Annotated in this window: 10 protein-coding genes, 1 pseudogene and 1 riboswitch; of the genes and pseudogenes, 4 read left to right on the top strand and 7 right to left on the bottom strand. The window is 73.9% G+C overall.

The features are described from left to right. Window positions 1-99 precede the first annotated feature (99 nt). From GA0070621_RS25110 to GA0070621_RS25100, 3 genes are read right to left on the bottom strand one after another with little or no spacing between them, the layout of a single operon-like run. Window positions 100-951 (bottom strand): menaquinone biosynthetic enzyme MqnA/MqnD family protein, encoded by an 852-nt coding sequence (locus GA0070621_RS25110; protein WP_091200366.1) that lies wholly within the window; start codon window positions 949-951, stop codon window positions 100-102. A 33-nt stretch (window positions 952-984) separates the two neighbouring features. Then, window positions 985-2,322, bottom strand: coding sequence for an MFS transporter (locus tag GA0070621_RS25105; RefSeq protein WP_091200363.1), 1,338 nt, complete (start codon window positions 2,320-2,322; stop codon window positions 985-987). A gap of 44 nt (window positions 2,323-2,366) precedes the next feature. Continuing rightward, window positions 2,367-2,951, bottom strand: coding sequence for an ArsR/SmtB family transcription factor (locus GA0070621_RS25100; protein ID WP_091200361.1), 585 nt, complete (start codon window positions 2,949-2,951; stop codon window positions 2,367-2,369). 209 nt (window positions 2,952-3,160) lie between these two features. Between GA0070621_RS25100 and GA0070621_RS25095 the strand changes: the two genes are divergently transcribed. The 4 genes from GA0070621_RS25095 (at window position 3,161) to GA0070621_RS25080 (ending at window position 7,843) form a co-directional block, all read left to right on the top strand. Beyond that, a complete protein-coding gene (locus GA0070621_RS25095) occupies window positions 3,161-5,200 on the top strand; it encodes a HelD family protein (RefSeq protein WP_091200359.1) in 2,040 nt (679 codons plus the stop codon). A gap of 131 nt (window positions 5,201-5,331) precedes the next feature. Further along, window positions 5,332-6,219, top strand: coding sequence for an ABC transporter ATP-binding protein (locus GA0070621_RS25090; protein ID WP_091200356.1), 888 nt, complete (start codon window positions 5,332-5,334; stop codon window positions 6,217-6,219). An 8-nt stretch (window positions 6,220-6,227) separates the two neighbouring features. Beyond that, the gene (locus tag GA0070621_RS25085) at window positions 6,228-6,968 is read left to right on the top strand and encodes an ABC transporter permease (protein ID WP_091200354.1); all 741 of its coding nucleotides are present in this window, start codon (window positions 6,228-6,230) and stop codon (window positions 6,966-6,968) included. Between the two features lie 95 nt (window positions 6,969-7,063). Continuing rightward, on the top strand, window positions 7,064-7,843 hold the full coding sequence (locus tag GA0070621_RS25080) for a VOC family protein (RefSeq protein WP_091200352.1): 780 nt from the start codon (window positions 7,064-7,066) through the stop codon (window positions 7,841-7,843). Between the two features lie 38 nt (window positions 7,844-7,881). Here GA0070621_RS25080 and GA0070621_RS25075 read toward each other — a convergent pair whose 3' ends face one another. The 4 genes and pseudogenes from GA0070621_RS25075 to GA0070621_RS25060 form a co-directional block, all read right to left on the bottom strand. Continuing rightward, the gene (locus GA0070621_RS25075) at window positions 7,882-8,679 is read right to left on the bottom strand and encodes an ABC transporter ATP-binding protein (protein ID WP_091200350.1); all 798 of its coding nucleotides are present in this window, start codon (window positions 8,677-8,679) and stop codon (window positions 7,882-7,884) included. Continuing rightward, on the bottom strand, window positions 8,676-9,755 hold the full coding sequence (locus GA0070621_RS25070; RefSeq protein WP_091200348.1) for a FecCD family ABC transporter permease: 1,080 nt from the start codon (window positions 9,753-9,755) through the stop codon (window positions 8,676-8,678). The genes GA0070621_RS25075 and GA0070621_RS25070 overlap by 4 nt, the downstream gene beginning before the upstream one ends. Window positions 9,756-9,921: 166 nt before the next feature. Further along, complete coding sequence (locus GA0070621_RS25065) at window positions 9,922-10,857, bottom strand: ABC transporter substrate-binding protein (protein ID WP_091200346.1); 936 nt, start codon at window positions 10,855-10,857, stop codon at window positions 9,922-9,924. A 113-nt stretch (window positions 10,858-10,970) separates the two neighbouring features. Beyond that, window positions 10,971-11,057, bottom strand: a riboswitch (cobalamin riboswitch). A gap of 125 nt (window positions 11,058-11,182) precedes the next feature. Continuing rightward, window positions 11,183-12,493: pseudogene (locus tag GA0070621_RS25060) on the bottom strand (M14 family metallopeptidase); the annotation flags it as partial. Window positions 12,494-12,559: the final 66 nt, after the last annotated feature.

Raw genomic sequence — 12,559 nt, 5'->3', positions numbered from 1 at the left:
TCGCAAACAGGAGAACTGGGAAACCTGTCGGCTTTTCGGCAGCGTTGCCACCGTGCGGCAGGTAACCCGGCAGTAGCCAAGCGGCCGAGTCGAGGCGAATCAGCTGGCGAAGAGCTCCGGCCCGTTCGCGGGCAGCGCGGGCGCCTCGCCCATCGCGGCGGCCCGCCGCGCGAACTCGCGCAGCCCGGCCACCTGCCGCTCGCCGAGCGAGAAGTCGAGGGTACGGAAGTACGTCGCCAGCGTCGCCGCGTCGAACGGCTCCCAGCGGGCCGCCGCCTCGGCCACCTGGTCCAGCTCGGCCAGGCAGAGGTCGCGCGAACGCAGGAACGCCTCGTGCACCTCCTTGACCAGGCCGGGGTGGGCGGCGGCGAAGTCCCGGCGTACCGCCCAGACGGCGAAGACCATCGGCAGCCCGGTCCAGTCCCGCCAGGCCTGCCCGAGGTCGGTCACCTGGAGGCCCTTGCGGGGCGCCTCGTAGAGCGCCCGCAGCGCCACGTCGCCGATCAGCACGCCGGCCTCGGCCTCCAGCAGCATCTGGGTCAGCTCCGGCGGGCAGCGGAAGTACTCCGGCCGCACGCCGTACCGCTCGCCGAGCAGCATCCGGGCCAGGAGCACCCCGGTACGCGAGGTCGAGCCGAGCGCGACCCGACCCCCGTCCAGCTCGGCGAGGGGCTTGGTGGAGACCACGTTGACCGAGAGCACCGGGCCGTCGCTGCCGACCGCCAGGTCCGGCAGGAGCAGCAGCTCGTCGGCGTGCCGCAGGTACTCCACGTGCGAGATCGGGCCGATGTCCAGGTCACCGGCGACCAGCGCGGCGCTCAGCCGGTCCGGCGAGTCCTTGTGCAGGTCGACGTCGATCAGCGCGCCGGACCGCATCAGCCCCCAGTAGATCGGCAGGCAGTTGAGGAACTGGATGTGCCCCACCCGGGGGCGGGCGATACGGTCGGCCATGACCCGACGTTAACCCCGCGCCGCCGGGCCGGCTCACCGGGTGGGCAGTTGAGTGGCCAACTCCGCACCGCGCTCCGCGGCTACCCGGTCCCGACCGGAGGTGGCCGGCTCGGGTCCGCCGCCCCCGCCCACCGGGCCCGCCGGCACGGGGAGAGCCGCCGTCGCGCGCTCGGCGCGTACCGCCCGGCGGACCGGCAGTGCCACCGCGATCACCACCAGCACCCCGACCACCCCGCAGCCGGCGACCAGCGGTCGCGGCGCGGCCACCTCCAGCAGCAGGCCACCGGCCAGGTAGCCGGCCATCCCGGCGCCCTGGACCGCGGCCCCGAAGACCGCGAAGGCCCGGCCCCGGGCCGCGTCGGGGACCCGCCGGGCCAGCAGCAGGTTGTTGAAGACGTTGTCACCGCCGTTGCCCACCCCGCCGGCCAGCCAGATCGGCACGAGCAGCCAGGCGGCCGGCACCGCCGCCGAGGCCAGGACGGCCAGGCAGCAGCCGCCGAGCAGGGCCAGCCCGGCCCCGAGCAGCGCGCCGTCGTCGGCGAGGCGCCGGGCCATCCGGGCGAAGATCCAGCCGCCGATCACGATGCCCAGCGTCCAGGAGCCGGTCACCAGGCCGTACACCGTGGTGGAGCTGCCCAGGGTCTCCCGGATGAAGAAGACCTCGATCACGTTGATCGCGCCGACCGCGGCGATCACCGCGGCGAGGCTGCCGACCATGACGACCAGCAGCGGGTCGCGTCGCAGCCGCCAGGTCGGCGGCGGGGTGGCCGCGCCGCCGGCCGCCGGCCCGGACCGCCGGCCACCTCGGCGGGTACGGATGAGCAGCCCGGCCGCGACCAGCGCGAGATAGCTGGCGGCGTCGACGAGCAGCGGCACCCGGGCACCGAATCCCCCGACCAGCAGCCCGGCCAGCGCCGGGCCGGCGAGCGCGCCGAGGGTGCCGGCGGTCTGGACGAGCGCGCCCGCCCGGGGCAGGTCCTCGGCCCGGACCATGACCGGCACCAGCGCGGAGAGCACCGGCTGGGTCAGCGCGAGCCCGGCCGCGAGCAGCGCCACCAGGGCGATGACCAGCGCCGGATGCCCGGCGTACGCGAGGGCGAGGCAGATCCCGGCCTGGGCGAACCCGGCGACCACCAGCAGCAGCCGGCTGTCCACCCGGTCGGCGAGCCGGCCGGTCAGCGGGGCGAGCACCACCAGCGGCAGGGTGGCGGCGAGCAGCAGCCCGGAGACGGCGAGACCGCCCGCCCCGGCGGACTGCAGGGCCAGCGTCAGGGCGCTCGCGGCGAGGAAGTCCCCGCAGCTGGAGACGCCCCGGGCGGCGGTGGCGAGCCAGACGTCCGACCAGCGCGACGTACCAGGTGTGAAGGACATACTTCGAAAATAATCCTTCACACCTGGTACGCTCAACCCCGAATTCAGTCCAGGGGCATCGCCCGGTACTGCACGGCGACGGACCGGGCGCCCTCCGGCGGATCGGTCCTCCGGTATCGGCGCAGGTAGGGGCTCATCAACTGCTGGATCGCCTCGTTGAGGCCGGCCAACTCCTCGGCGGTGAGCAGCAGCATGGTGTCGCTGAACCAGGCGGCGTGATACCACTCGGCCGGCTGCTCCGGCGCCCTGCGGATCCAGTCCCGGGTGCGCTGGTTGTCCCGGGCCAGGTGCGCCTCGACCAGCGCCAACTCGGCGGCCCGCGCGTCGGAATCGGCGTCCTGCCCCGACTCGACGTAGTACGACGGGCTGAACGCCTGCCAGACCCGCTCCCGGGCGTCACCCCGGCTCGGGGCCTCCTCGATCAGCCCGTACCTCGCCAGCGCCCGCAGGTGGTAGCTGGTCGCGCTCGGCGAGAGGCCGGCGATCTCGGCGCACTCGGTGGCGGTCGCGCCACCCTCCAGCCCGCTGAGATGTTCCATGATCGCTAGTCGGGCCGGGTGGGCCAGCGCCCGCATCACCTGCGGGTCGCTGATGGTCACCCGGCGCGGCTCGGGACGCTCCTCGGTCATGCCCCCATGATCCCGCCCCGCGACCGGGCTGGACCAGCGACGAGGGCCACCCGGCCCGGGGAAAACCGGTTGCTCTTCGTACCGGCCGGAGTAGGCTGCTCTGTCCCGCCCGACGGCCGTGGTGAGTAGCACCGCACAGGACGTCCCCGCGCCGACCGACGTCGGAAACGCGAGCGGCAGCGTTTTTCCCCGTGACGAGGAGTACGTGGATGACCCTGCACGCCCAAGAACAGACCCTGGACGCCGCGCTCGCCGCCGAGCGCGCGCACCTGGACACCTCCCGTGCCGCGCTGCGCCGGATGCGCGAGCGCGCCGAGGCACTCTTCGCCACCGGCGACAAGGTCGCCGGTGACGCGTACACCGCCGAACAGCTGGGCCGGCACATGGCCCGGCGGGTCAAGGAACTGGCCGACGACCCGACCACCCCGCTCTTCTTCGGCCGGCTCGACTTCGGGGAGGCCGATCCGGATCACGCCGGGCGCGAATACCACGTCGGGCGCCGGCACGTCACCGACGACCTCGGCGAGCCGCTGGTGCTGGACTGGCGGGCCCCGGTCTCCCGGTCGTTCTACCGGGCCAGCGCCCGCGACCCGCAGGGGGTCGCCGTCCGGCGCCGGTTCGGGTTCAGCTCCGGCCTGCTGACCAGCTTCGAGGACGAGCACCTGGACCGGGGCGAGGAACTGGGCACGGCCAGCCGGATCCTCACCGCCGAGATCGAGCGCCCCCGCGTCGGCCCGATGCGGGACATCGTCGCCACCATCCAGCCCGAACAGGACGAGCTGGTCCGGGCCGACCTGGCCGACTCGATCTGCGTGCAGGGCGCGCCAGGCACCGGCAAGACCGCGGTCGGGCTGCACCGCGCCGCGTACCTGCTCTACCTGCACCGGGAACGGCTGCGCCGGTCGGGGGTGCTGATCGTCGGACCGAACCGGGCGTTCCTGTCGTACATCGCCGCGGTGCTGCCGGCGCTCGGTGAGGTCGAGGTCGAGCAGGCCACGGTGGAGGACCTGGTCGCCCGGGTGCCGGTACGCGCGGCCGAAGACTCGGCCGTCGCCGCCCTGAAGCACGACGTCCGGATGGCCGAGGTGCTGCGCCGCGCCGTCGACGCCCACATCGGTACGCCCACCGAGCCGATCATGGTGTCGGACGGCTCGTTCCGCTGGCGGATCGGCCTCGATCCGCTGCACCGGGTGGTCGACGAGACCCGCCGCGAGGGGCTGCCGTACGCCACCGGCCGGGAGCGCGTCCGGGCCCGGGCGGTGGGGCTGCTGCAACGACAGTCCGAGGCCCGCCGGGCGGAGTCGCCCAGTGACGCCTGGCTGCGCCGGATGGGCAAGGCCAAGCCGGTCACCGCCTTCCTCGACGCGGTCTGGCCGGCGCTCACCCCGGAAGGGCTGCTGCACACGCTGCTCACCGACGCCGACGCGCTCGCCGGCGCCGCCGACGGGCTGCTCACCACCGAGGAGCAGGAGCTGCTGCGCTCGGGCAAGGTGGGGCGTACCCCGAAGGCGACGCGGTGGACCGCCGCGGACGCCGTGCTGATCGACGAGGCGGCCGGGCTGATCGAGCGGCCCGGCGGCTTCGGGCACGTGGTGGTCGACGAGGCGCAGGACCTCTCCCCGATGCAGTGCCGGGCCATCGCCCGCCGCAGCGAGCACGGCTCGATCACCCTGCTCGGCGACCTGGCCCAGGGCACCGCGCCGTGGGCGGCCACCGACTGGCGGGAGTCCCTGGCCCACCTGGGCAAGCCGGGCGCGACCGTGGTGCCGCTGAGCGTCGGCTTCCGGGTGCCCGCGGCGGTGGTCGCGTTCGCCAACCGGCTGCTGCCCGCACTCGCCGTCGACGTACCCCCGGCCGAGTCGCTGCGCCGCGACGGGACGCTGGACGTGCGTACCGTCGAGGAGTTGACGGCGGCGACGGTGGCCGAGGTGCGCGCGGCGCTCGCGCACGACGGCTCGGTCGGCGTGATCGCCGCCGACGACGCGGTCGACCGGCTCCGCGCGGCGCTCGACGCCGCCGGCGTCGAGACCGCGACCGCCGACGACGTCGAGGCCGCGGCACGCGTCACCGTCGTCCCGGCGACCCTGGTCAAGGGCCTGGAGTACGACCACGTGGTGGTCGTCGAGCCGGCCGCGATCGTGGCCGCCGAGCCGCGCGGCCTGCACCGCCTCTACGTGGTCCTGACCCGGGCGGTCTCCCGGCTCTCGGTGCTGCACCGGGATCCGCTGCCCGGCCCCCTGGCCGGCTGAGTCCGCCCCTTTTCCCCCACCGCGCACGCTGCGGCGGCGGGTGTCAGTCGGTGAGACGGCGGATTGGCACGGGCACGATAGACAGGGTGACGACAGACCCGCCCGGGACCGCGACCCGCGAAGGAGACCCGATGAACCTGGCCCGCGCCGACCAGGTCAGCCGCCGCTACGGCGAGGTGCTGGCCCTGGACGGGGTCGACCTGACCGTGCGCACCGGGGAACTGGTCGGCCTGCTCGGCCCCAACGGCGCCGGCAAGAGCACACTGATCAACCTGCTGGTCGGGGTACGCCGTCCCACCGCCGGCCGGGTGGAGCTGTTCGGCGGCGACCCGCGCGACCCGGCCAGCCGGCGGCAGCTCGGGGTCACCCCGCAGGAGACCGGCCTGCCCGCCACGCTCCGGGTCGGCGAGGTGATCGATTTCGTCTCCCGGCACTTTCCCGACCCGATCCCCGCGGGCGAGCTGCTCGACCGGTTCGGCCTCGGCGACCAGGTCAAACGCCAGACCGGTGGCCTCTCCGGCGGGCAGCGCCGCCGGCTCGCGGTGGCCCTCGCCTTCGTCGGCCGGCCCCGGCTGGTCGTCCTCGACGAGCCGACCACCGGGCTGGACGTCGAGGCGCGGCACGCGCTCTGGGAGGCGATCCGCGGCTTCCACGCCGACGGCGGGACCGTGCTGCTGAGCAGCCACTACCTGGAGGAGGTGGAGGCCCTCGCCCAGCGGGTGGTGGTGCTGGGGCACGGGCGGGTGCTCGCCGACGACACCGTCGAGGCGATCCGGGGCATCGTCGGCGTACGCCGGGTCAGCCTGGTCGCCGACGACCTGCCGCCGCTGCCCGGGGTGGTCGCCACCGAGCACGCCGAGGGGCGTACCCACCTGCTCACCACGGACGCCGACCAGCTCGTCCGCGACCTGGTCATCGCCGGGGTGGCGTTCCGGGACCTGGAGGTCCGGCCCACCTCGCTGGAGGAGGCGTTCCTCGCCATCACCGCCCCCGACCGGCCCACCGCCGCCGCCGTCTAGGAGACCTCGTGCCGCTCGCCCTGGTCCACGCCCGCTACCAACTGCTGGAGACCGTCCGGATCCCGGTCGCGATCTTCGGCAGCGCGTTCTTCCCGGCCGCCGCGATGCTCTTCTTCGTGGTGCCCTTCGCCGGGCACGACGCGGCCGGCGCCACCTACGCCACCGCCGCCATGGTCACCTTCGCCGTGATGAGCGCCAACATCTTCCAGTACGGCATCGGCGTCGCCGAGGACCGCGACAAGCCCTGGGACCCGTACACCCGGACCCTGCCCGCGGGGCCGGCGCCCCGGCTCGCCGGCCGGATCCTGGCCGGCCTGGCGCTCACCTACCTGTCCATGATCCCGGTGGTGGTGATCGCCGCGGTGGCCACCGCCGCCCGGGTGACCCCGATGCAGTTCCTGCTCGGCGCCGGCGCGATCGCGGTGATCGCGGTGCCGTTCACGCTGCTCGGGCTGGCCATCGGCTATTCGCTGCCGAGCAAGGCGGCGATCGTGGTCGCCCAGCTCGTCTTCTTCCCGCTCGCCTTCGGCGGTGGCCTGCTCTCCGGCGGCCCCGACAACGCGCCCGGCTTCATCAAGGCGATCGCCCCCTACCTGCCCACCCGGGGCGCGGTGGAGGTGGTGTGGGCGGCCACCACCGACTGGCGGCCCGACCCGGTCTCCATGGTCATGCTCGGCGTCTGGGTCGTGGTGCTGGCGGCGGTCGCCGCGTGGGCGTACCGGCGGGACGAGGGACGCCGCTTCACCTGACGTCTTGCCCGATTCCGGCCCGGTGGGGGACCCGACGGTGCCACGATGCCGGCAGGGCGTGCCAGCGGGGCCGCCCCCGGCGAGAGGGGGTCACCGTGAGCGTCGTGGAGCCCGGTACGCCCTGCTGGACCGACCTGGCGACCCCGGGGCTGGACGACGCGAAACGGTTCTACGCGGAACTGTTCGGCTGGACCGGGCGGGTCTCCCCGGAGCCCGCGGCCGGCGGCTACACCGTCTTCCAGAAGGACGGCAGGGCCGTGGCCGGAGTGGGCCCGCCGGCCGCCCCGGACCAGGTGCCGATCTGGTCGACGTACGTGGCGACCGACGACGCCGACCTGGTGGCCACCCGGGTCGAGGCGGCCGGCGGTCAGGTGGTGGTGCCCCCGTTCGAGGTCTTCGACCAGGGCCGGATGGCGGTCCTCTCCGACCCGGCCGGGGCGGTGTTCAGCGTCTGGCAGCCGATGGCGATGCGCGGCGCGGAGCTGTTCAACGCGCCCGGGTCGATGTGCTGGAACGAGCTGGTCACCCCGGACCCCGAGCGGGCCCGGGACTTCTACGCGTTGGTCTTCGGCTGGCACGCGGAGGAGCAGCCGGGTGAGCCGGGCCCGTACACCGGATGGCGGTGCGGCGCGCTGATCGTCGGCGGGATGACGCCGCCGCTGGCGGAGCTGCCGGCCGATCTGCCCGCGTACTGGACGGTGTGGTTCGCGGTGGCGGACGCGGACGCCACCGCGACTCGCGCCGCCGAGCTGGGCGCCACCGTCCTGGTCCCGCCCCGGGACACCCCGAAGGGCCGGCTCACCGCCCTCCGCGATCCCCAGGGCGCCCTCTTCTCCACCCTCGCCCCCCGCCCCGTCCGCCGGGCCACCGCCTAGCGCACGGTTGCCAGGGGGTCGGCCCGCCACGGGAGGCGTCAGGACCTTTCACCGGGGCGGACGGGGACTATGAGGGGGCCGTGGTCGGTGTGGATGACCCGGACGTGGGCGCGGTAGTGGGTGGCGAGCAGGTCCTCGGTGAGCACCTCGCGCGCGGGGCCGGCGGCGGCCACCCGGCCGTCGGCGAGCAGCACCAGGCGGTCGGCGTACTCGCCGGCGATGGAGAGGTCGTGCATGGTGGCGAGCACGGTCAGGTCGTGCTCGCGGCGGAGCTGGTCGACCAGTTCCAGCACCTCCTGCTGGTGGCCGATGTCCAGCGCGCTGGTCGGCTCGTCGAGCAGCAGCAGGGTGGCGCCCTGGGCCAGGGCACGGGCCAGGAACACCCGCTGCCGCTCCCCACCGGAGAGGGTGGCCAGCTCCCGGTGCCCGAACGCGCCGAGGTCGAGCCGGTCCAGCACCTCGTGCACGGCGGCCAGGTCGGCGGCCGACTCCCGGCCCAACGCCGGGACGTACGGGGTACGCCCGAGCAGCACGTAGTCGAACACCGACATGCCGGCCGGTATCACCGGGGACTGGGCGACGGTGGCGACGACCCGGGCCCGGTCGCGGCGGCGGAACGCCTGGATCGGCGTACCGAAGAGGGAGACCGCGCCCGGCGCGGCCAGCAGCCCGCCGACGGCGCGCAGCAGCGTCGACTTGCCGGCGCCGTTCGGGCCGATCACGGTGACCCACTCGCCGACGGCGACGGTCAGGTCCACGCCGGCCAGGATCGACGCGCCGCCCAGCTCGACGCGCAGACCCCGAACCTCCACCGCCGGCTCACTCCTCGCGCTCACGTGAAAACCCGGCGGGCGGTGCGCAGGACCAGGACGAAGAACGGGCCGCCGAGCAGCGCCGTGACCACACCGATCGGGATCTCGGCGGGGGCCGCCGCGGTCCGGGCGACCACGTCGGTCAGCGCCAGGAACGCCCCGCCGAAGAGCATCGACAGCGGCAGGATCACCCGGTAGCTGGACCCGGCGAGCATCCGTACGGTGTGCGGCACGATGATGCCGACGAAGCCGATCAGGCCCGAGGCGGAGACCGCGGCGGCGGTGCCCAGCGAGGCGGCGGCGATCAGCAGGTAGCGGGAGCGCTGCGGGTGCAGCCCGAGGCTGGTGGCCTCGTCGTCGCCGACGCTGAGCACGTCCAGCTCGCGCCGGTGCAGCAGCACCACGACCGCGGTGAGCAGGAAGTACGGCAGGACCAGCCGGACGTCGTGCCAGCCGGCGGTGGCCAGCCGGCCGAGCAGCCAGGAGTAGACCTGCTGGAGGCTTTCGGCGTGCTGTTGCATCAGGTACGTCTGCCCGGCGGCGAGGAACGCCGAGACCGCCACCCCGGCCAGGATCAGCGTGGCGGGGGACCGGTCGCGTCCGCCGGCCGCACCGAGCAGGTACGTCAGGGCGACCGCGCCGAGGGATCCGCCGAACGCGGCGAGCGGGATGGTCAGCGGCATGCCGCTCACCGCACCGCCCGTCCCGACTCCGAGCGCGATCGCGGCGGTCACCGCGAGCCCCGCGCCGGCCGCCACGCCCAGCAGGTACGGGTCGGCCAGCGGGTTGCGGAAGACGCCCTGGTAGCAGCCGCCGGCCAGGGCGAGCAGCCCGCCGACGAGCAGGCCGAGCACGACCCGGGGCAGCCGCAGCTCGGTGACGATGGCGATCTCCCGCTCGCTCAGCCCGCTGTCCAGGTGCACTCCGGGCAGCAGGTTGAGCAGCTCGGCGGCGACGCTGCCGGGCGGCAGGCTGACCGGGCCGAGGGACACCCCGGCGACCAGGGCGACCAGCACGGCACCGATCCCGGCGATCAGCCAGCGCTTCCGTAGCCCGGCCGGCCGGGCCGGCGTACCCCGCCGCCCGACGCCGGTGCCCACGCGTCCCGCCCGGGGCGTTCCGGGGCGGCCGGCGCCGGCCGGCCCCGAGCCCGTGGCCCGGGAGGGGCCGCTCGCGGATCGGGACGCGGGCGGGCCGGCCGGCCGGGACGCGTGGGGCGTCCCGGCCGGGCCGGCGGGTTCCGCTGGTCGCACGCTCACCGGCAGGTCACGCCGGGACCTTGGCGGTGGCGTCGACGATCGTCCGGAGCAGGTCGACCACGCGCGGGCCCCAACGCGAGGCGATGTCGTCGTCGAGGGCGACGATCTGGTTGTTCTTCACCGCGGTGACGCCGGCCCACCCGCTGCGGGCCTTGACCGTCTCGGCCGTCTGCTGGCAGCACTTGGTGTCGGAGAGGAAGACGAAGTCCGGGTTCGCCTTGACGATGACCTCCTGGGAGAGCTGCGGGTAGCCGCCGTTCTTGCCGTCGGCGTCCGACGGGTCGGCGATGTTCTCCAGGCCGGCGAGGGCGTAGATCGAGCCGATGAACGTCTTGCTGGTCGCGGTGTACAGCTCCGGGCCCAGCTCGTGGTAGTAGGTGAGCTTCTCCGCCCGCTTCGGCAGGCTGCCGGTGAGCGTGGCGACGTCGTCCTTCATCTTCCTGGTGAGGTCGGCCGCCTCGCCCGGGTGGCCGGTCAGCGCGCCCAGGTCGGTGATCTGCTGGTACGTGTCGTCGATCGTGGCCGCGGCCGGGGCGAGCAGCACCGGGATCTTCAGCGTGGTGAGCTGGTCGACGATCTTGTTGAGGTCGTTGGCGAGCACCACCAGGTCGGGGCTCTTGCCGGCGATCGCCTCGGCGTTCGGCTGGAAACCGGAGAGGTCGCTCTTCGGCGCCTCCGGCGGGTAGTTCGACTGGTCGTCGACGGCGGTGACCTGCTTGCCGGCGCCGATCGCGAAGAGCATCTCGGTCGCGGTCGGCGACAGCGAGACGATCTTCTCCGGGCGCTTGTCGAGGGTCAGCTTGCCGACGGTGACCGGGAAGGCCGCGGCGGAGCTGGTGCCGGCGGCGGGGCTGTCGGTCGAGGTCTTCTCGGCGCAGCCACCGAGGAGGAGAGCGCCGACCGCGAGGGCGGCGGCGAAGAGCCGGGGGGTACGTCTGGACATCAGTCCTCCTGTCGGTCGAGGAGCGTGGTGCTTCGCCGACAGGGAACGCCTGGCGTACCCGTCCGCGAGGCGCCCTTCCTCGAGAGCGCGTGTCGCGACCGTGCCGCAGGCGACCTGGCTCGTCCCCGATCGGCAGCGGCGGTGGGCCGACGCCGGTTCGGGGCATCACAGTTGCGGGACAGCACCGGTTTCGCACCGGCTTCGCTGCGGGCTGGTCGGTAGCACGGTAGCGCACGACCAGCGGAGATCGTCCGGACGGGAGGGGTGGGTGGGGCCCCGCGGGGGTGGATCGGGGCCCCACCCGGGAATCACGACGGTGCGGTCAGCAGTACGTGCTCTGCTTGCCGATCGCCCGGTACGGGCAGTCGGCGTACTCGGAGAGCAGCAGGACCGCCTCCTTGTTGCGGGCGGTCTGCGCGGGGATCACCTCGTCCGGCGGGTAGAAGCCGCCACCGGACGCCGACCCCGGGTACATCTCGAAGGTGTACGCCCAGATGCGGTGGCTGCCCCACATCCAGTCGATGCTGGTGCCGTCGGCGATGTAGAGGTCGCTGGACTGCTCCGGGGTGTAGCCGTTGGTGGCTGCCATCTGCCGGCCGATGGTGGCGAAGGTGTTGTACTGGTCGGCGCTCATCCCGCTGGGGGTGTCCGCCGTGGTGTATCCGAACGGCCAGAGCACCAGCTGGGAGTAGGTGTGGAAGTCGATGTTGGCCTTGATCTGCTGCACCCCGCCGACGACCCGGCTGTTGACGAAGTTGCGCAGCGCCTGCGTCTCGGGGGCGGAGAACGCGGACGGGCCACGGTAGGTCTCCGACGAGGTGGAGCCGGACGAGCCGCCGCAGCAGCCCCACTGGTAGCCCCAGTTGCGGTTCAGGTCGGTGCCCACGTTGGACGAGCCGCTGTTGGGCTGCCGGTTCTTCCGCCAGGAGCGGTACGAGCCGGTGGCGATGTCGTACTCGCTGCCGTCCGGGTTGACCGTGGGGATGATCCAGATCTCCCGGGAGTTGACGATGTTGGTGATCCGGGAGTCGGTGCCGTAGTTGTCGGTGAAGAGGTTCAGCAGGTAGATCGCCATCTCGACGGTCAGGTGCTCGCGGGCGTGCTGCTGGGCGTTGAAGAGGATCTCCGGTTCGTTCTCGTCGGTGCCGACGTTGTCGGAGATCTTGATCGCCATCAGGTCCCGCCCCTGGTACGAGGTGCCGATGCTGAGCTTGCGGGCGATGGCCGGATGGTCGGCGACCACCTTGTTCACCACCGCGGTCAGCTCGGCGTAGTCGTGGTAGTCGGAGTCGGCGGACGGGAAGCCGTAGCTGCCGAAGTCGCCGGCGGGGGCCGGGGTGACGTCTTCCTCCAGCCGGAAGCCGAGCCGGCTGATCGCGGCGGCTTCGGTCCGGGTGGCGGTGACGTACAGGACACCGTGCTCGGAGTAGTCGATCGCCGCGCCGGTGCGGGCGACCGCGTTCCGGTCGGCGAGCGTGCGCGGGCCGAGCACCCGGTAGCCGACGGCGGCGGGCTCGGCGGACCGGTCCGGGGCCGGCCGTGCGGAGGCCGGCCCGGTCAGGGCGGTGACGAGGGTCAGGCCGACGGCGGCGGCGAGCGCCAGCCGGCGGCGGAGCGGTGAGGTGCGGAGGGCCATGGACAACCTCCTCGGGGTACGGGGAGATCCCGCGTCCGCACACTTCACCAGGAGTCACATGGTCAT

The organism is Micromonospora narathiwatensis (assembly GCF_900089605.1).
GTDB classification, from domain to species: domain Bacteria; phylum Actinomycetota; class Actinomycetes; order Mycobacteriales; family Micromonosporaceae; genus Micromonospora; species Micromonospora narathiwatensis.
This window is presented reverse-complemented; position numbering and strand designations above follow the sequence as displayed.

Coding starts and splice junctions, on each gene's coding strand:
- GA0070621_RS25095 (WP_091200359.1), top strand. CDS start 3,161: ATGACCCTGCACGCCCAAGAACAGACCCTGGACGCCGCGCTCGCCGCC.
- GA0070621_RS25100 (WP_091200361.1), bottom strand. CDS start 2,951: ATGACCGAGGAGCGTCCCGAGCCGCGCCGGGTGACCATCAGCGACCCG.
- GA0070621_RS25110 (WP_091200366.1), bottom strand. CDS start 951: ATGGCCGACCGTATCGCCCGCCCCCGGGTGGGGCACATCCAGTTCCTC.
- GA0070621_RS25065 (WP_091200346.1), bottom strand. CDS start 10,857: ATGTCCAGACGTACCCCCCGGCTCTTCGCCGCCGCCCTCGCGGTCGGC.
- GA0070621_RS25105 (WP_091200363.1), bottom strand. CDS start 2,322: ATGTCCTTCACACCTGGTACGTCGCGCTGGTCGGACGTCTGGCTCGCC.
- GA0070621_RS25090 (WP_091200356.1), top strand. CDS start 5,332: ATGAACCTGGCCCGCGCCGACCAGGTCAGCCGCCGCTACGGCGAGGTG.